The organism is Kitasatospora sp. NPDC003701 (assembly GCF_053587085.1).
Map to the genome: position 1 here is coordinate 78,373 of NZ_JBSFNM010000026.1, position 20,483 is coordinate 98,855.

A 20,483-nucleotide genomic window follows, 5' to 3' on the forward strand; every position below is an offset into this window, starting at 1 on the left:
GGCCGAGCGAAAGAACACGCGGCCCGGATATTCACCGTATGGATTGACGCCGGGTCGGCAAGCCCGGAGCCACACCCCTCGGAAGTGGCCGAACGGTGTCGATTAGATGACTACCTCTTGCGGATTGCAACGCATGTTCACTAGCGTCCCGATCATTCCACTGCACCTGCCATCCGCAGCTGCACGACGACTCGGGAGGGCCAACCCCTATGAGTGTTCCTCGGATCAGCCGGACCCGGTACGCCGCGGTGGGCGTCGCCCTCGCCGCGGCCGGTGCCCTGGCGCTGCCCGCCGGTACCGCCGTCGCGGCCACCGGGGCCGAGCCGACGACCGGGCCGCTGCTGAGCTACGTCGTCAACACCCAGGCCAACCACGGCCAGGTGCAGAAGGTCGAGAAGGCCGTCACGACCCTCGGCGGAAGCGTGGTGTACTCCTACGAGCAGATCGGCGTGGTGATCGCCCGCTCGACCGACACCCAGTTCGCCGCCAAGCTGCGCAAGGCGAAGGGCGTCCAGTCGGTCGGCACCAGCCGCACCAAGGGCATCACGGCCGCCGAGACGCAGAAGGCCGAGGTGGCCGCCGAGCCGGTCACCGCCGCCGCGGCCGGCGAGGAGCCCTACTGGGCCAACCAGTGGGACATGCGTCAGATCGGCGTGGACAAGGCCCACAAGCTCTCCCTGGGCAGCCGCAACGTGACCGTCGGCGTGCTGGACTCCGGCATCGACGGCACCCACGAGGACCTCGCCGCCAACGTCGACGCCTCGCAGTCGGTCTCCTGCATCGACGGCGGCAAGCCGAACACCGACTGGGCGGCCTGGCAGCCGGGCCCCGACGGCGACCACGGCACCCACGTGGCCGGCACCATCGCCGCCGCCAAGAACGGCAAGGGCATCGAGGGCATAGCCCCGAACGTCAAGCTGGCCGCGGTCAAGGTCGTCGACGACGGCGGGTTCATCTACCCGGAGTACGCGATCTGCGGCTTCGTCTGGGCCGGTGAGCACAAGTTCAAGGTGACCAACAACAGCTACTACGTCGACCCGTGGATGTTCAACTGCCAGAACGACGCGGACCAGGCGGCGATCAGCACCGCCGTGCGTCGCGCGGTCGAGTTCTCGCAGCGCAAGGGCGTCCTCAACGTGGCCGCGGCGGGCAACGAGAACATCGACCTCGCCCACAAGACCGTTGACGTCAGCAGCCCGGACGACACCACCCCGGGCACCCGCCCGATCACCCAGGACTGCCTCAGCCTGCCGACCGAGCTGGACGGCGTGGTCGCGGTCTCCTCGGTGGGTGTCAACGGGGACAAGTCGTACTACTCCAGCTACGGCAAGAACAAGGTGACCGTGGCCGCCCCCGGTGGCGACCGCCTCTACCAGATCCCGAACACCCCGGACAAGAACGGCCGCACCCTCTCGACCATCCCGGGCGGCCGCTACGGCTACATGCAGGGCACCTCGATGGCCTCCCCGCACGCCGCCGGCGTCCTGGCGCTGCTCGCCAGCACCTTCCCGTGGGCGAGCCCGGAGGAGCTGACCGAGCTGCTGACCAACCAGGCCGAGTCGCACGCCTGCCCGTCGGGCCCGTACAACCCGGGCGGGACCGGCACCTGGGCCGCCACCTGCGAGGGCGGCGTGGACGACAACGGCTTCTACGGCGCCGGCATCATCAACGCCGAGAAGGCGGTCCAGTGGTGGCGCTGACGCGCTGACCAGCCGTCACCCGGCACGGCAGCCCGGCGCGGGCACCTGACGCGGCGGCTCCGGGCCGGAGCCCGGTGACCGATCGAACCGTGGGTGGGGAGTGGGACTTCGGTCCCGCTCCCCACCCTTGTGCGTACCGGCGTACCGGCGTACCGGCGTACCGGCCTGCCGCCGCACCGGCGTCCTACCGGCGGTCCGGCCCGGCGCCCGGCACTCACTCGAAGTGGTGGTCCCAGACGGTCTCGACCGACGGCTTGCCGTGCAGGTCCGGCACCTCCTGGAGCCACGCGGGCCGCCCGGCCCGGCTCCGGGCGGCCCGCCGCCGCTCGGCCTCGCCCAGCTGCTCGGGCGTGGCGAACCCGTCCGGCAGCCACTCGCGGGAGCGCGCCGCCCGCGCGGCCAGGTGCGCGACATAGGCCTGCCGGACCGCCTCCACCGAGTCGAAGCCGGGCTCGTCGGCCAGCCAGGCGTCGGGGACGAGCGCCACGACCTCCTCCAGCAGCGCGGTGGTGACCAGCGGTCCGAGCTCCTCGTCGGCCAGCGCCACGTCGGGGGCGGAGCCGCCGAGGGCGTGGGCGCTCAGGTCGTACCGCTTGGCGACCGAGGCCCCGGCGCCGGACCAGCGGTGGTGGAAGACCAGCGCCGCGCCGTTGTCGATCAGCCAGAGCTTCCCGTGCCAGACCATCAGGTTGGGGTTGTGCACGGTGCGGTCGACGTTGCCGGTGAGCGCGTCCAGCCAGACCACCCGGCCGGCCTGGACCGGGTCGACCGGGATCATGCCGGGCCTGAAGTCGCGGGCGCCGGGCAGCAGGTCCATCCCGAGGTTGAGCCCGGCGCTGGCCCGCAGGATGTCCTGGACCTCGGGGTCGGGTTCGGCCTCGGCGACCGCGGGGTCGAAGTCGACCAGCCGGAGTTCGGGCACCGGCAGACCGAGCCGCCGGGCCAGCTCGCCGACGATCACCTCGGCCACCAGCGCCTTGCGGCCCTGCGCGGCACCGATGAACTTGACCACGTAGGTGCCCAGGTCGTCGGTCTCCACCACGCCGGGGACGGACCCACCGGCCCGCAGCGGATCGACGTAGCGCACTGCTGTCACCTGATCGAGCACATCCGTCACCCTAACCCGTGCACCTTCCGTGCCCGACCCGTTCACAGGGATTCCCGCGCCACCTCGCGCGCGTCCGCGAGCGCCTGCCGGACGGCGGCGGGGATGTCGGTGACCGGGAAGGCCACCCGGCGCACCACCCGTTCGCGGTCCAGCACGAGCACCGCCCGCTTCAGCCGCAGGCCCTGGCCGACGTGGAAGGTGGGCAGCCGCAGGGCCGCCGCCAGCCGGACGTCCAGGTCGGACAGGAGCGGGAAGGGGATCTCCTCCGCCTCGGCGAACTCCCGTTGCTCGTCCGGCCGTTGGGTGGAGATCCCGCGCAGGGCCAGACCGGCCGCGCGGAACTCGGGGTACGCCTCGCGGAAGAGCCGGTTCTCCAGCGTGCAGCCGACCGCCCCGGGGATGTCGCCCCAGCCGGCCGGCAGCGGCGCGGGCCGGCCGGTGGCGGGGTAGCAGAACAGCACGGTGGCGCCGGCCGCCGGGTCGACCGGGTCCAGCTCGCCGCCGGTGTGCGCGGGCAGGGTGAGCGCCGGCAGCCGGGTGCCGGGCAGCGCGGCCATCCGGGCGGCCTCGGCGCTGTCGGGCGCGGCCGAGCCGGAGAGCGCGCCGTCGCCGAGCAGCCAGCGGTCCGCCCAGTCCTGCATCGCGACCAGGACCGGCAGCAGCGCCCGCCCGGCCTCGGTGAGCCGGTACTCGTAGCGCACCGGGCCGCTCTGGTACGGCACCCGGGTCAGCACGCCCGCCCCGGTCAGGTGGCCGAGCCGCTCGGTGAGGACCTTGCGGGAGATGCCGAGCTCGTGCTGGAGCTCGTCGAAGCGCAGCAGGCCGCGCGCCGACTCGCGGACGATCAGGATGCTCCACCAGTCGCCGATCACGGCCGCCGAGTGGGCGATCGCGCAGCTGGCGTCCCGCTCGGGTACCTCTTTGAGCACCGTCGCTCCTCTCGCGGTCAGGACGGTCCATCCTCGCACCCCCTTGCGAGTTTCAGAAGGGAACTTGTAAGTTCCCAATGAAAACTCAAGCGCGGGGAGCGCATGAGCGCGAACGAGAACGGAAGGGGGAGCACATGTCCGTCGCCTGGGCGACGCTGCACCGCACCTGGACGATGACCCGCCGGGCCTACCCGTGGTCCTACGCCGTCGGCTGCCTGCTGATCGGCGTCTTCACCCTCGGCCTGTCCTACCTGGGCCTGCACGCCATCGGCGGCGGCTCGGTGGCCGAGGACTTCACCGCCCGCACCGGCGGCGCCGACTACCTCGGCTACATCGCGATCGGCGCGGCCGGCTACATGTTCACCGTCCGGATGCTGCTCTGGAGCAGCAAGGCGCTGATCACCGAGCAGCGCCAGGGCACCCTGGGCGCACTGCTGATCGCGCCGGCCGGGCGGCTGCCCTACCTGCTGGGCTTCACCGGGTTCGCGCTGCTCAACACCGCCGTCGAGGTCGGCCTGCTGGGCGGATTCGCCGCGGCGCTCGGCGTCACCCTGCCCGCCTGGCACCCGCTGGCCGTCCTCGCGGGGCTGTTCGCGCTGGCCTTCGCCGTCTTCGCCGTGGCCGTCGTGCTCGGCGCGCTGATGATCGTCGCCGGCGAGGCGCACATCTCGCAGAACACCGTCTTCCTCGCCGTCTCACTGCTCTGCGGCATCACCTTCCCCAACAGCTACCTGCCCGCGCCCGCGCAGTGGCTGGCCGAGCTGCTGCCCGTCACCTCCGCCATGGACGTGCTGCGCGGCGCGCTCGGCCAGGGGCAGCCGCTCGGCGAGCTCACCGCGCGGCTGGTGACCTGCCTCGCCCTCGGCCTCGGCTACCTGCTGATCGGCCTGCGGCTGCTGCCCGGCGCCGAGCGCCGCGCCGTCGAACGGAGCTTCTGACCCATGGACCACTCGGACCGGAGCCACTGACATGATCCGTACCCGCGCCCTGCGCAAGACCTTCCGCACCCGGGAGAAGGGCCTGTTCGGCCCGCGCGCCGTGAAGACCGCCGTCGACGGCCTCGACCTGGAGATCCCGGCCGGCCGGGTCACCGGACTGCTCGGCCTCAACGGCGCCGGCAAGACCTCCACCATCAAGATCCTCGCCACACTGCTGCGCCCCACCTCCGGCACGGTCACCCTGGACGGCCTCGACCTGGTCGAGCACGCCCGCGAGGCCCGGCGCCGGATCAACCTGATCGCCGGTGGCGAGCGGATGGTCTACGGCAAGCTCACCGGCGCCGAGAACCTCCGCTACTTCGGCCACCTCTACGACGTCCCCGGCGCGGTGCTGCGCCCCCGGATCGGCGAACTGCTGGAGCTGGTCGGCCTCACCGGGGCCGCCGACACCCCGGTCGAGCGCTACTCGCGCGGCATGACCCAGCGGCTCTCGATCGCCCGCGGCCTGATCAACGACCCGGCGTACCTGCTGCTGGACGAGCCCACCCTCGGCCTGGACGCCCCGATCGCCCGGGACCTGCGCCGGGTGGTCGCCGGCCTCGCCGCCGAGGGGCGGGGCGTGCTGCTCACCTCGCACTACCTGGCCGAGGTCGAGGAGCTCTGCGAGCACGTCTACGTGATCTCCGACGGGCGCCACCTCGCGGCCGGCAGCCCGGCCGGGCTCAAGGCGGAGACCGGCAGCCACCGCAGCGTCCGGGTCACCGTCACCAATCCGTCCCCCGAACTGGAGTCCGCCGTGGCCGACTTCGCGCTCCGGCTGGGCGTGCGCGCCGAACTCGGGGCGACCGGGCAGGGCGGCCTGCTGGTCACCGTCCGCCACCCGGAGGACGTGGCCGGCCCGCTGGCCGGGGCGATCGTCGCCGCCGGCGGGTCGATCGGCGGGCTGGAGGTCACCGAGGCCAGCCTGGAGGACGCCGTCCTGGCGCTCACCGGCACGGCCCCGGCGCCCGCCGGTGCCACGGCGGCGCCCGCCGACGGCCGGTCGGCGGTGGCCGCATGACCGGCCGGCCCCGCACCGAGGCGTTGCCGCCCGCCGAGGCGCTGCTGCTCGGCGCGGCCGACCGCGGTGCGCAGCCGCCGTACCCCGCCGGCCGCACCCCGCCGGACCTCTCCGGCCGGACCCTCCCGCCGCCCCGCCCGGGGACCCGTCGGCCGCCCGGCCGGGGCGGCGCCCGCCTCCCCGCCAGGCCGCTGCGGCACGCCGGCAAGGTGTTCGCCGCCGAGGCGCTGAAGCAGCACCGCACGCTCTTCGGCCAGCCCCTGGTGCTCGCCTCGATGCTGCTCTGGCCGCTGCTCCAACTGGCCGCCACCTACTACACCCTGCACCCGATCGCGGCCGGCTCGGCCGCCGCCGCCCGCTGGCCGCTCGCCGCCGACCCGGCCAAGCTGCTGGGCTTCCTCGCGACCGGGGCGCTGGCCTGGGCGTTCTTCTTCTCACTGGTCCAGTCCGCGTGGAACTTCGCCTACGAGCGCACCACCGGCACGCTGGAGCTGCTCTTCCTGTCGCCCGCCGACCGGCTGGTCCTGATGCTGGCCAACGGCGCGGGCGCGCTGCTGCAGAACGCCTGGCTGCTCACCTGCTTCCTGGGCGCCGCCGCGTTCGGCTTCGGCAGCCTGGACGTCGCCGGGCCGTGGATGTACCCGGTGGTGCTGCTCGCCCTGCTGCTGCCCGCGGTGGCCTGGGGCGCGCTGCTCAACAGCCTGATGGTGTTCTCGCGGGACTCCACCTTCGTCTACACCGTGCTGGACGATCCGATGTGGTTCGTCGCCGGGGTCCGGCTGCCCGTCTTCGCGCTGCCCGGGGTGCTGCGGGTGCTCGGCGCGGCGTTGCCGCTGACCGGCAGTCTGGCGGTGGTCCGGGGCGCGCTGCTGGAGGGGCGCGGGCTCGGCGAGCTCGCGCCCGGGCTGGCCCGGCTGGCGGTGCTCTGCGCGCTGCTGCTGGCGGGAGCGGCGCTGGCGCTGCGGCTCGGCGAGGCCCGGGCGCAGCGGACGGGGGGCCTGCGCCTGTCCTGAGCCCGGGCCGGGCGTGCCCCGCGGCCGGGCGGACCACGGACCACGGACCACGGGCCGGGCGTGCCCCACGGCCGACCCGACCCGGACCACGGGCCGGCGTGCCCCGCGACCGACCGGAGCCCGGGTCACCCCGAGCCCCTGCACCGCCCCGGGTCGTGCCCTGTGGTTGGCTTGCCGGTGAAACCGGACGTCCAGACGAGGAGAGCAAGGTCATGGGACAGGTGCAGGCCACCACCGAGCGGGTCTACGACGCCACCCCCGAGCGGGTCTACGAGGCGCTGGCCGACTACCAGGTGACCCGCCCCAAGCTGCTGCCCGCGCAGTACAGCGAGTACGAGGTCCGGGTCGGCGGCACCGGGGCGGGCACCCAGGTGCACTGGCGGCTCCAGGCCACCGAGAAGCGGGTGCGGGACTGCCTGTTCACCGTCTCGGCGCCCGCGCCGGACCAGCTGGTGGAGAAGGACGCCAACTCCAGCATGGTGATCACCTGGACGGTCGCCGCGGCCGGCGAGGGCCGGTCGAAGGTCACCGTCTCGGCCGCCTGGCAGGGTGCGGGCGGCATCGGCGGCTTCTTCGAGCGCACCTTCGCGCCGAAGGGCCTGAACCGGATCCACGACGAGGTGCTCGCCAACCTGGCCGCCGAGGTCCGCTGAGACCCACGAGGTCCACCGGGGCCGGCCCGGGCCCGCCGGGACCTGCCGGAACCCACCGGGACCCGCCGCGCCGGCCGCCCGGCCAGCACGAAGATTCGACGGGCTCGTCCACCCGTACGACAAGCAAGCCGTACGGGTGGACGGCCGCCACCTGCGGGTGACGAGGGCCCCCGGGCACGGCGGAGCCACCCTAGGCTCGCCGCCGTGCATATGACGATCCTTCACATTTCGCAGCCCGTCGACGGCGGGGTCGCCCGCGTCGTCGTCGACCTGGTTCGCGGTCAACGCGAGGCCGGCCACCGGGTACTGGTCGCCTGTCCGCGCGGTGGCCGGCTGGCCGAGGAGGCCGCCGCCGCCGGCGCGCTGGTCCAGGACTGGCCCGCCCGCCGCTCGCCCGGTCCGTCCGTCGCCGCCGAGGCCTGGCGGCTGCGCCGGATCGTCCGCGCGGCCGCGCCCGACATGGTCCATCTGCACAGCGCCAAGGCCGGGCTGGCCGGCCGGCTGGCCATCCGGGGCGCCGTGCCGACCGTCTTCCAGCCGCACGCCTGGTCGTTCGCCGCCGTCGACGGCGCGGTGGCCGCCGCCACCCTGCGCTGGGAGCGGTACGCGACCCGCTGGGCGCACCGGCTGCTCTGCGTCAGCGTCCAGGAGCGGACCGACGGCGTCGCCGCGGGATTGCACGCCGACTGGGCGGTGGTGCCCAACGGTGTCGACGTGCGCCACTACGCGCCCGCCGAGCGCCGGGCCGCCCGGATCGCGCTCGGCCTGGACCTCGACGCCCCGCTGGCCGTCTGCGTGGGCCGGCTCTGCCGCCAGAAGGGCCAGGACGTCCTGCTCGACGCCTGGCCCGAGGTGCTGCGCCGGGTGCCGCAGGCCCGGCTGGCCCTGGTCGGCACCGGGCCCGAGGAGGCCCGGCTGGCCGCCGCCGTCCGGGAGTCGGTCGAGCCGTCCCGGGTGCGGCTGGCCGGGGAGGTGCCGGACCCGCGGCCGTGGTTGGCGGCGGCCGATCTGGTGGTGCTGCCCTCGCGCTGGGAGGGGATGGCGCTGGCGCCGCTGGAGGCGATGGCGGCGGGCCGGCCGGTGCTGCTGACGGACGTGCCCGGTGCCCGTGAATGCCTGCCGCCGGTCGAGCGCAAGCACGCCGTGGTGCCGCCCGAGGACGCCGCCGCGCTCGCCACCCGAATGGCCGAAGCATTGTCCGATCCGATCGAGTGCGAGCGACGCGGCGCGCGACTGCGCGACCATGCCGCGGCGCGCCATGACGTGCGATCGGTGGTCGAACAGGTGGACGCGCTCTACCGGGATCTGCTGGGCGCCGGGCCGGCGGCCGGACGGCGCCGTGCCCGTGTCCCAGAGCGGATCTGATCGTTTCACATGCCGTGAATGCCCTCCGCTGCGGAGCTGTCGTATTCGCACCCTCAACCGGTTTGTGGGCGAGGGGTGAAATCAGAAATACCTATTAATGGGCGGCTGGAATGAAATGGCAAGTCAACTTCCAGCATCCAGGCCCATGTTCGGTACTGTCTGATTTTGCCTGCTTCATTTCGATTTCACGCCGGGGATTCGCGAGAAAACCGAAAGCCGCCAGCGGCAGCAGGTGCAGTCAGGACCGCGCCCACCGGGCCGGGACGGCCGCCCCGGGCCAACCGGTGCCGGGCCGCCGTCACCCCGGGCACACAGCAGGGGAGTTCGTGCGCTGATGACCATTGACCACGACAGCGTGCCACGGCCCGGGCGGCCCCTGTCCGACCCGCGCCGGCCCGCCACCGGGCTGCTCGACCGCCCGGCCCGGTCCGCCCAGACCCGCAGCGCCCCGCAGCCCCGTCGCCACCGCCGGCCGGTCCGCTCCCGGCTCGCCCTGCCCGTCGCCCTGGCCGCCGTCGACGCCTTCGCCCTGTGCACCGCCACCGGGCTCGCCAACCGGGCCCTCGACCCGGCGGTCCGGGTCGACCCGCTGCTGGGCGTGGCCGCCCTGCTGCCGCTGCTGCTCCTGCTCAACCTGGCCGGCGGCCTCTACCGGGCCCGGCTCACCCTCTCCGTCCTCGACGAACTCCCCGCGCTGACCGTCCGCGCCGTCGTCGCCACCGCCTTCGCCGTCACCCTCGCCGGCTGCCTGGACGGCCGCTGGCCCGACTGCGGCCCCGCCACCCCGGCCCGGCTGACCGTCCTGCTCGGCGTCCAGCTGCTGCTCGCGGTCTGCGGCCGCGCCCTGCTCTACCACCTGGTCCGCCGGATCCGCCGCAGCCGGCCCAGCCCCGTGCTGGTCCTCGGCGCCGGCCGGCTGGGCCGCCGGGTCGCCGCGGCCCTCAGCGAGCGCGGCGAGTACGGCATGCGCCCGGTCGGCTTCCTCGACCCCGACCCGCCGCTGCTGGCCGGCGACACCGACCTGCCCGTGCTCGGCGGCCGCGAGGTGCTGGAGCGCGAGGTCCGCCGCCACCGGATCCACCACGTGGTCGCCACCGCCGGCGCCGCCGACGAGGCCGAGACCGCCGCCGCCCTGCGCGACGCCGCCCGGCTCGGCTGCCAGGTCTGGCTGGTGCCCGCGCTGCGCGAGTACGGCTCCCTGGAGACCGGCCGCTCGGCCGGCGGCGACCACCTCTGGGGCTTCCCCTGCCTGAAGGTGGACCGCCCGGCGATGCGCCGCCCCGGCTGGGCCGTCAAGCGCTGCCTGGACGTCACCGCCGCCGGCCTCGGCCTGCTCGCGCTGTCCCCCGTGCTCGCCCTCTGCGCGCTCGCCGTCCGCTTCGACACCGGCCCCGGCGTGCTCTTCCGCCAGCAGCGCACCGGGCTCGACGGCCGGGTCTTCACCGTCCTCAAGTTCCGCACCCTGCGCCCCAGCAACGAGCACGAGTCGGCGACCCGCTGGAACATCGCCCAGGACCACCGGATGGGCGCCGTCGGCAAGCTGATGCGCCGCAGCTCCCTGGACGAGCTGCCGCAGCTGTGGAACGTCCTGCGCGGCGACATGAGCCTGGTCGGCCCGCGCCCCGAGCGCCCCTACTTCGTCATGCGGTTCGGCCAGGCCTACCCCGAGTACGCGGACCGCCACCGCGTGCCGGTCGGCCTCACCGGCCTCGCCCAGGTCAACGGCCTGCGCGGGGACACCTCCATCGAGGACCGGGCCCGCTTCGACAACCGCTACATCGAGAGCTGGAGCCTCTGGCAGGACGTCAAGATCCTCTGCCGCACCGCGGCCCTGATGCTCCACCCGGACGGAAGCTGACCAGCGTGGCCCTCACCCTCGATCTCGCGCCCACCTCCGCCCGGGCGTTACGCCGGACGGGTGTGGCGCTCGCCGCCCGGCCCAGCCTGCTCGCCGCCGCCACCGTGCTGCTGGTCTGCGTGCCCACCGGCGAGAAGGACGTCACCGCCGCCGTCCACATCACCGCCGCCGACCTCGCCTCGCTGGCCCTGGTCGCCGTCACCGCCGTCGAGCTGCTGCGCGGCCGCACCCCCGCGATCGGCCGGACCACCGCCGTCCAGTTCGGCGCGATCGTGCTCGCCGCCGCCGTCGCCACCGTCGGCTCGATCGACCCGGCCGCCAGCCTCACCGGTTTCGTCCGGCTCACCCAGGTCTTCGTCCTGGTGCCCGCCGCCGTCCTGTGCTCCCTGCGCGACCGCACCGACCAGCGGCTGGTGCTCGGCTCCTTCGTCGCCGCCGCGCTGATCCAGGGCGTGGTCGGCGCCCACCAGTACCTCACCGGGACGGGCGCCTCCTACACCGGCCGGCCGATCCGGGCCGTCGGCACCTTCGGCGCGCTCGACATCATGGCGATGTCCACCGTGGTCAGCTACGGCCTGCTCGCCGCCCTCGCGCTGGCCCTCGGCGAGCGCCGTCCCGGCGGCGACCCCCGGCTGCGCCGCGCCCTGTACGCGGCCGCCGCGTTCCTGGCCTTCCCGCTCGCCGTCTCGTTCAGCCGCGGCAGCTGGATCGCCACCGGCGCCGCCGCCGCCGTCCTGCTGCTGCGCGCCGACGCCCGGCTCGCCGTCCGCAGCGCCGTCCTCGGCCTGGCCGCCGTCGTCGTCCTGATCGGCGGCCTCGGCCTCGGCGCCTCCGGGGTCACCGCCCGGATCAGCTCCATCGGCTCCGTCTCCGCCGCCCCCGACCAGTCGGTGTCCGACCGCTACGACCTCTGGTCCACCGCCGGGCGCATCTGGCAGGACCACCCGGTCGGCGGCGCCGGACCCAAGGCCTTCCAGCAACTGCGCGACAGCCACGCCCCGTTGCGGCTCTCCTCCGGCAGCGACGCCGCCGACGCCACCATCGGCTTCCAGCGCGAGCCGCTGCTCTCCCCGCACAACATGTACTTCCTGGTGCTCAGCGAGCAGGGCCTGATCGGCATCGTCGCCTACGCCGGGCTCTTCCTCGGCCTGCTGATCGGCTGCCTGCGCCGGGCCCGCGGCGCCGGCCTCGCGGCGCTCGCCCTGCTGGTCTGGGTCCTGGTCGACTTCCTCTACGCGGACATCGGCGGTACCACCACCGTGCTGACCTCCGTCGTCCTCGGCCTCGCCGCCCGTACCGCCCGCGGCGCCACACCGGAGGCGACCTCCCGATGACCACCGACCGGCCGACCGCGCTCACCCCGACGCTGCCGGCCCCCCGCTCCGCCCCCGCCGCCGGGGCACCCGCCGCCCCCCGGCGCGGCTTCCTCGCCAAGGCCTTCGGCGTCACCGCCGTGCTCAGCGCCGCCGGCTCCGCCCTCGGCCTGCTCCGCGACCTGCTGCTGGCCCGCTACTTCGGCGCCAACCAGGGCACCGACGCCTTCCTGGTCGCCTGGACCGTCCCGGAGACCGCCGCACCGCTGCTGATCGAGGACGCCATGTCCTTCCTCATGGTGCCCGCCTTCGCCCTGGCCCTGGTCCTGCGGGAGGAGCACCCCGACGGCCCCGACCCGGTCCGCCAGCTGGTCCGCGCCACCCTGCCCTGGCTGCTGCTCGCGCTCAGCGCGCTCTCGCTCGGCGCCGCGCTCGGCGCCCCCCAGCTGGTCGACCTGCTCGCCCCCGGTCTGGCCAACCCCGACCTCGCCGTCACCTGCACCCGGATCACCGCCTGCACCGTGCTGCCCTTCGGCGTGGCCGGCTACCTCGCCGCCGCGCTCCGGGCCCACCACTGCTTCACCGCCCCGGCCGGCATCTACGTCGCCTACAACGTCGGCATCCTCGGCGTCCTGCTGAGCTGCCACGCGCTCTGGGGGGTCCGCTCCGCCGCGATCGGGGTCGCCCTCGGCAGCCTGCTGATGGCCGGTCTGCTGGTCGCCCCGTTCCTGCGCCGGCTGCGGGCCGGCCGCCCCGCCGGCGCCCCCGCCCGGCCCGGCGGCCGGGAGGTGCCCCCGGGCGCGCGCCCCGCGCTCGTGCTGATCCCGCTCGCGCTGCTGCCGGTGGCCGCCTTCACGCTGACCCGGCAGGCACAGGTCTTCATCGAGCGCTTCCTCGGCTCCGCGCTGCCGCCCGGCACCATCTCGCACCTCAACTACGCCGCCAAGGTCTCCCAACTGGCCATGACGGCGGCCATCCTGATCTGTACGGTCACCTTCCCGCTGGTCGCCCGGGCGCTCGCCGCCGGGGATCTCACCGCCGCCCGCGACCGGGTCGAGAAGGACCTCGGCCAGGCGGCCGCGGTCGTCCTGCTCGGCACCGCCTTCCTGCTCGCCTGCGCGCCCCCGGTGGTCGCGCTGCTCTTCCAGCGCGGCGCGTTCGGTGCCCAGGACACCGCCGCCACCGCGGCCGTCATCCGGGTCTACAGCGTCGGCCTGCCCGCGCAGGCGCTGATCGGCGTGATGATCCGCCCCTACTTCTCGCTCCGCCCGGTGGTCCGCCGGGCCGGCGACCCGCGCAGCGACGACGGCGGCCGCCGGCTGCTCGACTGGTACCCGGCCGGCGCCATGGTGTTCGGCCTGGTCGTCACCGTCGCCGTCGGCCTGCTCGCCACTCCCCGCTTCGGCGCCCTCGGCCTGGCCGCCGGGAACGCGGCCGGCATCACGACCACCGCGGCGCTGCTGCTGCGCGGCCTCGTGCTGCGGGGCATCGCGCTGCGCCTGCGGCTCGTCCTCGGCGGCCACGCCCGGCTGCTCGCCGCCGCCGCCGGCGCGGCCGCCCTCGGCACCCCCGCCGCCGGGCTCCCCGCCGACCCCCTGCTCTCGACGCTGCTCGGGGGCCTCACCGTGGCGCTCGCCTTCGCCGCCCTCGGCACCGGCCTCGGTGCCCGCGAGGTGCGCGGACCGGTCCTCGCCGCCGTCCGGGCCCTGTGCCCGCCATCCGTTGCCGATGAAGGGAAGCCTCCCCATGGACGTTGAACGGGGATCCGTCCGGTCGGTGCTGTCGGGCGTACGCCGCGCCGGCGCGCCGACGGCAGCCGGTCCGCGGAGCGAGGCACCGCGCGCCGGTGCCCGCCGCCCGGAGGCTCAGCTGCCCCGAAGTCGCCACCCCGCCAGCCGGGCACCCGTCCCGGAGAGCACCTCGCCGTGGATCCTGATGTACCACTCGGTGGCCGTCGAGGAGGACGACCCGTACCAGCTGACCGTCAGCCCCGAGCGGTTCGCCGAGCAGATCGCCTGGCTCCACCGGCGCGGGCAGCGCGGCGTCTCGGTCCGCGAGCTGATGCGGGCCCGGGCCGCCGGCCGGGCCGACAACCTGGTCGGCCTGACCTTCGACGACGGCTACGCCGACTTCGGCCGCTTCGCCGTGCCGATCCTCCAGGCGTACGGCTTCACCGCGACCGCCTACGTGGTCGCCGACCTGCTCGGCCGGGCCAACGACTGGGACGTGAAGGGCCCGCGCAAGAAGCTGCTCACCGTCCAGGAAGTCACCGAACTCGCCTCCGCCGGCTGGGAGATCGGCTCGCACGGCCTCGGCCACCAGGCGCTGCCCGGCCTGCCCGCCGAGGTGCTCGTCACCCAGACCAGGGAGAGCCGGCGCGCGCTGGAGGAGGTCGTCGGCGGTCCGGTCACCGGCTTCTGCTACCCCTACGGCGCCGTCGACCTGCCCGCCACCCTGGCCGTCCGCGACGCCGGTTACGACTACGCGTGCGCCATCGCGCACTCCCCGCTGACCGGCCGCTACGCGCTGCCCCGCTGCTACGTCGGCGACCGCGACGGCGCCTGGCGGCTGCGCGCCAAGCGCGGCCGGCACCGCCTGCGCGACACCGTCACCGAACTGCGCCGCAGCCGCCTCGCGGCCCGCCCCGGACCGAAGGGCCGCGCCGCCGCCGAGGGCGAGGACCGGCAGGGGGGCGCGGGAGCCAGGAGCGGCGGCAACGGGTCGGAGCGCCCCGCGGGGGAGCGGGCGGGTCGACGGGGGGCCGGCCGGTGAGGGTGCTGCACATCGTCACCGGCCTCGCCTCGGGCGGCGCCGAGCGCCAGCTCCAGCTGCTGCTGCGGCACCTGCCCGCGCACCAGCACTGCGAGGTGGTCGCGCTGACCAACCCCGGCACGGTGGCCGCCGCGCTGCGCGCCGAGGGCGTCACCGTCCACCACCTCGCGATGCGCGGCAACCGGGACGTCGGTGCGCTGCCCCGGCTGGTCCGGCTGATCCGGTCCGGCCGCTACGACCTCGTCCACACCCACCTCTACCGGGCCGGCCTGTACGGGCGCCTCGGGGCCCGGCTGGCCGGGGTCCGGGCGGTGGTGGCCACCGAGCACTCGCTGCACGCGGGGGTGATCGAGGGCCGCCCGGTCACCCGCGGCGTCAAGGGCCTCTACCTGGCGGCCGAGCGTCTGGGCACCACCACCGTCGCGGTCTCCCGGCAGGTCGCCCAGACCCTGCACGCCTGGGGCGTGCCGCCGGCCCGGGTCGAGCTGATCCCCAACGGCATCGACACCGCCCGCTACCGCCGGGCGGCCGCCGACCGGGCCGTCACCCGGCACCGGCTGCGCGCCGACCTCGGCCTGCCGCAGGGGAGTTGGGTGGTCGGCGGGGTCGGCCGGCTGGTGCCCGGCAAGCGCTTCCACGTCCTGCTGGAGGCGCTCGCCGAGCTCGACCCGGCCGCCCGGCTGGTGCTGGTCGGCGAGGGCCCCGAGCGGGTCGCGCTGGAGCGCCGGGCCGCCGAACTCGGCGTCCGGGACCGCCTGGTGCTCACCGGCGAGCGCGACGACGTCCCCGACCTGCTCGCCGCGCTGGACGTGCTGGCCGCCCCCTCGACCGAGGAGACCTTCGGCCTGGGCGTCCTGGAGGGCCTCGCGGCCGGCCTGCCCGTCCGCCACAGCGCCTGCCCGGCGCTGGACGAACTCCCGCCCGCCGCCGCCCCGCAGGCCCGCCGGATCCCCTCCGACGCCGCCGCCTACACCGCCGCACTGCGCGAGCTGCGCCTCCTCGACGACCACCGCACCGAGCCGCTGCCCCGGCCCCCGGCGGTCGGCCACTACGACATCGTCCGGGTGGCCGCCGACCTCGGCGCCCTCTACGACCGCCTGGCACCCGCTTGAGCCGCCGGCAGCCTGGGGCGTTCCAGAAACGCCCGAACCCCCGGGCCGCCGGCCGGGCGGCCCGCATATCCAAGGAGCACCCCATGTCCGAACCGCGCCGAAGCGTCCGCAGCCTGGCCCGCCGCTGGTGGCCGGTGGTCCTCGCGGTGCCGCTGGGCGCCGCCGCCGGCGCCGGGTACGCCGTCGTCGCCCACCCCTCGTACGCCGCCAACTCCTATGTGATCGTGGTGCCGGAGAACCAGGGGGAGGCCGCCACCGCGATCAACTTCGCCCAGGCGTACGGCCGGCTGGCCGGCCAGCCCCAGGTGCTCGCGGCCGCCGCCGCCGAGACCGGGCACAGCCGGGCCGAGCTGGAGGCCCTGGTGCACGGCACGACCTCCCCGGACGCCCCGATGATCGAGATCACCGGCACCGGGGCGCGGCCGCAGGAGGCGGTCCGGGCCGCCGACGCGGTGGCCCGCTCGCTGGTCGCATTCGCGAACACCAGCAACAAGGAGACCGGCGTCCGGCTGGTCCCGCTGGCCGCCGCCGCCGAGCCGGACAAGCCGACCACCCCGTCCGCGCAGCTGGACGTCGCGGTCGGCGGCGCCGCCGGGGTGCTGATCGGCGCGCTGGTGATGATGACCCGCCGCCGGGGCACCGAGCCGGTGCCGGACGCCGTCGCCCCGCCCGGCACCGGGCCCGCGCCGACCACCCCGCGCCCGCGCACCGAGGAGGCCCCGGCCCGGGCCGCCGAGGCCGCCGCCGAGCAGGCCCCGGCGGAGCAGTCGCCCCCCGGGCAGCCGGTGGCCGACGGGACGTCCGCCGGGAAGACGCCCGCGGAGAAGACCGCCGCCGGGAAGGCGTCCGCCGAGAAGACCGGCGCGGAGAAGACCGGCGCGGAGAAGGCCCCGGCCAAGGAGAAGAGCGCCGCCGGGAGCGGCCGATGAGCACCGAGGCGCGGGTCACCGCCGGTCTGCCCGCCCAGGCCGGCGCGCCCCGCTGGACCACCGAACTGCGCCGGGAGGACGACGCCCTCGACGCCCTCGCCGAGGAGTGGGACGACCTGGTCGCCCGCTGTCGGACGGCCACCTTCTTCCAGGCCGCCGTCTGGCAGCGCTCCTGGTGGCGCCAGTACGGCCGCCCGGGCGAGCTGCTGGTGCTGCTGGTCCGCCGCAACGGCCGGCTGGTCGGCGCGGGAGCGTTCCAGCGCCGCCACGGCCCGCTCGGCGGGCTGACCGGGCTCGGCGACGGGCTGATCGACTTCACCGACATCCTGCTCGACGACTCCTGCGCGGACCGCGCCGCCGCCGAGTTCGCCGCCGCCCTCCCGCTCACCCGCCCCTGGCACAGCCTGGAGCTGCGCGAGGTGCACCCCGAGGCGGCCGTCCAGCGGGTCTTCGAGCAGTGGCGCGGCCGGCGGCGCCGGTTCACCGACTCGCTCTGCCAGTACCTGCCGGCCGTCCCGATGGAGCAGCTGCTCAAGCGGGTGCCCGGGAAGACCGCCCAGCGCAGCCGGGTGAAGCTGCGCAAGATCGCGGAGGCCGGGGTCGAAGTCCGTTCCACGCCGCCGGAGGAGGTGTCCGAGGCCCTGGACGGGCTGTTGCGGCTGCACTTCCTGCAGTGGAGCGAGCGCGGGGTGACGCCGGAGCACCGCACCGAGCGGTTCGCCCGGCACCTCGCCGAGTCCACCACCGGGCTGGTCGCCACCGGCCGCGCCGCCGTCCACCAGTACTGGCTGGAGGGCGAGCTGGTCGCGGTGAACCTGCTGCTGCTCTGCCCGTCGTTCGGCGGCCTCTACCTGTACGGCGCGCACCCGGAGCTGCGCGAGCGGCTGGACATCGCCGGCCTGCTGTTCGGCGCGGCGCTGGACGAGACGGTCGGCGCGGGGATCCCGGTGCTCAGCCTGCTGCGCGGCCAGGAGCCGTACAAGCAGCGCTGGCGGCCGGATCAGCTGCCCAACCAGCGGCTGCTGTTCGGCCCGCGCGGAGCGGCCCCGGCGGCCGCCGCCCGGGCCGGCTCGGTACGGGCCCGGCAGGTCGCGGTGCACGTGCTGCGCACCCGTCTGCCGAGGCTCAAGGAGGCGCTGGCGGCCCGCCGGCGGAGCTGACCGCCCGCCGGCGGGCCCGGCACCGGCCCTCAGCGCCGGGCCGGCAGATTGTTCGGTGCGGGCGACGGCGACGCGGACGGCGAGGGCGAGCCCGACGGCAGGTCCGGCGCGGTCGGCGCTGCGGACGGTGCCGCGGTGGCGGAAGCGTCCGCGGTCGGCGAGGACCCGGTCGGAGCGGCGGCGGACGGCGTGGCGGGGGCGGAGGGAGCGACCCCCGGCGCCGCGCCGGGCGCCGGGGCCGCCACCGGCGCCCCCTTCGACCCGGCCATCAGCTGCTTGAACCGGCTGCTGGAGCGCGGGTTCTGCCCGCACTGCCAGAACCCGTGCGGGCAGTAGTCGGTGACGGTCTGGTAGCTGGTGTCGTGGGTGCGGATCCACTCCACCATCCGCTGCACGAACTCCGGGTTGTCCCCGTTGCGGAACAGCCCCCACTCCGGGTACGAGACCGGCTTGCCGCGCTTGGCGGCGAACTCCACCTGGTCCTGCAGCCCGTACGGCTCGCGGACGTAGTCGTCGAAGGTGGCGCCGGCCGGCTGGTCGTAGCTGTCCATGCCGATGATGTCGACCACGTCGTCACCGGGGTAGCACTTGGTCCAGGGGATCGCGTCCAGCCCCCGGTTGGGGGTGAAGTCGAAGCGGAACCGCTGCCCGGGCACCGAGCGCATCACCGAGACGATCCGCCGCCAGTACGCCTTCCAGGCGGTCGGGTCGGGCTTGCAGCGGTGGGTGTAGGTGACGCCGTTCATCTCCCAGCCGAGGGTGAGCACGGTGTCCGCGCCGCCGAGCGCCACCAGCCGGCGGGCGAGCCGCAGGAAGTGCCGGTCGAAGTCCCCGCGGGCGCCCTGGGCGAGCAGCCTGGCCACCTCGCCGTCCGGCACGTTCGCCTCGTTGGGCACGAGCATCGGGACGCCGAGGATCAGCATCCGGGACGGGTCGGCCAGCCGCCACTGCGACCACATGCCGAGCACCACCGGCTCGCCCTCGACGTCCGCCCAGCTGTTTCCGGCCAGATAGGTGTGGCCGACCTGCACGTTGGCGTTGTTCAGCCACTGCGCGTAGCGGCCCAGCTGGGGGATGTACTTGTCCCAGGAGCCGACGAAGGCACCGAACGGCGCCTCGTGCTTGGGCCGCTGGACGGCCGGCCGGGGGGCGGCGCCCCGGGGCTGGAAGGCGTCGGAGGAGAGGGCGTGCCGTTCGGTCTGGCTGAGCGGCGTCCCGGCGGGGACGCTCGCGGTGGTCAGCATCAGCAGGGCGGCGGCAGCCAGCGTCAGGCGGCCGAGTCGCATGGTCTCTCCTCCGGGCGTCACGGGGCGGGGCAGGGGGACGGACCGTGATGCCCCACTCGCAGACAGTAGGCCCCGAAGGCGTCGGAAAAGCCGAATGTCACCCTAAAGTGGGCGATATTCGAACGCCGACTGCCGCAATGCGGCGTGTATCACCTCTGTAACAGTCCGAACGGCCCTGGGAGCCCTACTCCGGCAGGCCGCCCGGCGTGCCGTGCGGTCGGCCGGGGCCCGACGGCGCAGGTGGGCGGGCGGATCGGGCGAACGGCGCGAATCGGCCGTCCGCACATCCACCGTTCGGACGCCGGGCCGGGTCCGGCTGACTCGTGAGGGTGTCGAAAGGTACGCTCCGCCCGTGTCCTGGAAGCCGCTGCGTGTACTCACCCCTCGATCGATCCTCCCTGCCCTGGCGGTGCTGCTGGTCCTTGTGGCGGGCGCGGCCGCGCACGCCAACAAGCCGGTTCCGTTCGGGGACCGGGTGGCCGAGCCGGGTGGCGCGAGCGCCGGCCCGGTCGGCACGCAGTCGCCGGGCGCCGACGGTCTGGAGCTGAAGGTGGGCCCCGGCCTGGAGGCCTACAACCGGGCCACCGGCGAGCACGCGTGGTCCTACCGCCGCGAGGGCGCCACCGCGCTGTACCTGTCGATGGCGGGTGAGAGCGCCGTGGTGGTCTGGGACGACGGCCTCGTCACCTCGGTGCGCCCCGGCGACCACGAGGTCCGCTGGCACCGCGCGGTGCCCGGCCTCGAGGACTGGCTGAGCGGCGCGGGCGAGCCGGGCGCCGACAAGCGCACCGACGAGCAGCGCAAGCAGCTCCAGCGGGAGCGGGCCGCGGCGGCGCTGTACACCGTCCAGCAGTCCTCGCCCTGGGTGGCCGTGGTCACTCCCGACCTGACCATGGGCTTCCGCGACGCCGACGGTGACCTTCGCTACAACTCCAAGCCGGCCGGCAACTGCGCCTACGACCCGACCCGCACGGTGGGCACCGACTTCGCGGTGCTCGTCCCGCGCAGCTGCACCAACAGCACCGGCCAGCCCGTCTCCGGCGGCGTCACCGGCTACCGGCTGGACAGCACCGGCTGGCAGCTCAACGCCGGCCCGACGGTGTCGCTGAAGGCGCTGGACGGCCGCCGGGTGCTGATCTCGGACGGTCCGATCGTCGGCCCGAAGGTGTTCGACACCAAGGCGGCGGCCCCCGAGGCGGCCTGCGGCAGCCCGGCCGAGCCCTTCGCCGCCGTCCGCCCGCAGGGCAGCTGCGCCGTCCCGGAGGACGCCCCGCAGCCCTGAGGCCG

The 20,483-nt window shown here is 75.3% G+C and carries 17 protein-coding genes; 14 read left to right on the plus strand and 3 right to left on the minus strand.

Translation table 11 applies throughout. The features are described 5' to 3' along the window. The first annotated feature begins 209 nt into the window (after window positions 1–209). Window positions 210–1,700, plus strand: a complete 1,491-nt coding sequence (locus ACWDRR_RS24015; RefSeq protein WP_449774251.1) for a S8 family peptidase — start codon at window positions 210–212, stop codon at window positions 1,698–1,700. 214 nt (window positions 1,701–1,914) lie between these two features. Here the strand turns inward: ACWDRR_RS24015 and ACWDRR_RS24020 are convergent, their stop codons facing one another. Further along, window positions 1,915–2,808 (minus strand): HipA family kinase, encoded by an 894-nt coding sequence (locus ACWDRR_RS24020; RefSeq protein WP_449774252.1) that lies wholly within the window; start codon window positions 2,806–2,808, stop codon window positions 1,915–1,917. A gap of 41 nt (window positions 2,809–2,849) precedes the next feature. Then, entirely contained in the window at window positions 2,850–3,737 is an 888-nt protein-coding gene (locus ACWDRR_RS24025; RefSeq protein WP_449774253.1) for a winged helix-turn-helix transcriptional regulator, read from the minus strand. 134 nt (window positions 3,738–3,871) lie between these two features. Between ACWDRR_RS24025 and ACWDRR_RS24030 the strand changes: the two genes are divergently transcribed. From ACWDRR_RS24030 to ACWDRR_RS24085, 12 genes are all read left to right on the plus strand, one after another. Then, a complete protein-coding gene (locus ACWDRR_RS24030; RefSeq protein ID WP_449774254.1) occupies window positions 3,872–4,675 on the plus strand; it encodes an ABC transporter permease in 804 nt (267 codons plus the stop codon). A 31-nt stretch (window positions 4,676–4,706) separates the two neighbouring features. Beyond that, window positions 4,707–5,735: an ABC transporter ATP-binding protein gene (locus ACWDRR_RS24035; protein ID WP_449774255.1), complete on the plus strand. Its 1,029-nt coding sequence runs from the start codon at window positions 4,707–4,709 to the stop codon at window positions 5,733–5,735. Further along, window positions 5,732–6,748 carry an ABC transporter permease gene (locus tag ACWDRR_RS24040; RefSeq protein WP_449774256.1) on the plus strand — a complete coding sequence of 339 codons (1,017 nt, stop codon included), beginning with the start codon at window positions 5,732–5,734 and terminating at the stop codon, window positions 6,746–6,748. Before ACWDRR_RS24035 ends, ACWDRR_RS24040 begins: the two co-directional genes overlap by 4 nt. A gap of 212 nt (window positions 6,749–6,960) precedes the next feature. Continuing rightward, complete coding sequence (locus ACWDRR_RS24045; RefSeq protein WP_449774257.1) at window positions 6,961–7,401, plus strand: SRPBCC family protein; 441 nt, start codon at window positions 6,961–6,963, stop codon at window positions 7,399–7,401. Between the two features lie 210 nt (window positions 7,402–7,611). Continuing rightward, window positions 7,612–8,766: a glycosyltransferase gene (locus ACWDRR_RS24050; protein ID WP_449774258.1), complete on the plus strand. Its 1,155-nt coding sequence runs from the start codon at window positions 7,612–7,614 to the stop codon at window positions 8,764–8,766. A gap of 334 nt (window positions 8,767–9,100) precedes the next feature. Further along, window positions 9,101–10,624, plus strand: coding sequence for a sugar transferase (locus ACWDRR_RS24055; protein ID WP_449774259.1), 1,524 nt, complete (start codon window positions 9,101–9,103; stop codon window positions 10,622–10,624). Between the two features lie 5 nt (window positions 10,625–10,629). After that, window positions 10,630–11,958 (plus strand): O-antigen ligase family protein, encoded by a 1,329-nt coding sequence (locus tag ACWDRR_RS24060; protein ID WP_449774260.1) that lies wholly within the window; start codon window positions 10,630–10,632, stop codon window positions 11,956–11,958. Then, the gene (locus ACWDRR_RS24065) at window positions 11,955–13,694 is read left to right on the plus strand and encodes a lipid II flippase MurJ (protein WP_449774261.1); all 1,740 of its coding nucleotides are present in this window, start codon (window positions 11,955–11,957) and stop codon (window positions 13,692–13,694) included. The genes ACWDRR_RS24060 and ACWDRR_RS24065 overlap by 4 nt, the downstream gene beginning before the upstream one ends. Further along, the gene (locus ACWDRR_RS24070; RefSeq protein ID WP_449774262.1) at window positions 13,684–14,709 is read left to right on the plus strand and encodes a polysaccharide deacetylase family protein; all 1,026 of its coding nucleotides are present in this window, start codon (window positions 13,684–13,686) and stop codon (window positions 14,707–14,709) included. The genes ACWDRR_RS24065 and ACWDRR_RS24070 overlap by 11 nt, the downstream gene beginning before the upstream one ends. Then, window positions 14,706–15,821, plus strand: a complete 1,116-nt coding sequence (locus ACWDRR_RS24075) for a glycosyltransferase (protein ID WP_449774263.1) — start codon at window positions 14,706–14,708, stop codon at window positions 15,819–15,821. The genes ACWDRR_RS24070 and ACWDRR_RS24075 overlap by 4 nt, the downstream gene beginning before the upstream one ends. Before the next feature lie 83 nt (window positions 15,822–15,904). After that, complete coding sequence (locus ACWDRR_RS24080) at window positions 15,905–16,750, plus strand: Wzz/FepE/Etk N-terminal domain-containing protein (RefSeq protein WP_449774264.1); 846 nt, start codon at window positions 15,905–15,907, stop codon at window positions 16,748–16,750. Next, window positions 16,747–17,910, plus strand: a complete 1,164-nt coding sequence (locus ACWDRR_RS24085) for a GNAT family N-acetyltransferase (protein ID WP_449774265.1) — start codon at window positions 16,747–16,749, stop codon at window positions 17,908–17,910. The genes ACWDRR_RS24080 and ACWDRR_RS24085 overlap by 4 nt, the downstream gene beginning before the upstream one ends. 29 nt (window positions 17,911–17,939) lie before the next feature. Here the strand turns inward: ACWDRR_RS24085 and ACWDRR_RS24090 are convergent, their stop codons facing one another. Continuing rightward, window positions 17,940–19,196, minus strand: a complete 1,257-nt coding sequence (locus ACWDRR_RS24090) for a glycoside hydrolase family 26 protein (RefSeq protein WP_449774266.1) — start codon at window positions 19,194–19,196, stop codon at window positions 17,940–17,942. 352 nt (window positions 19,197–19,548) lie between these two features. On the opposite strand from ACWDRR_RS24090, the gene ACWDRR_RS24095 reads away from it, so the two are divergent. After that, window positions 19,549–20,478, plus strand: a complete 930-nt coding sequence (locus tag ACWDRR_RS24095) for a hypothetical protein (protein WP_449774267.1) — start codon at window positions 19,549–19,551, stop codon at window positions 20,476–20,478. Window positions 20,479–20,483: the final 5 nt, after the last annotated feature.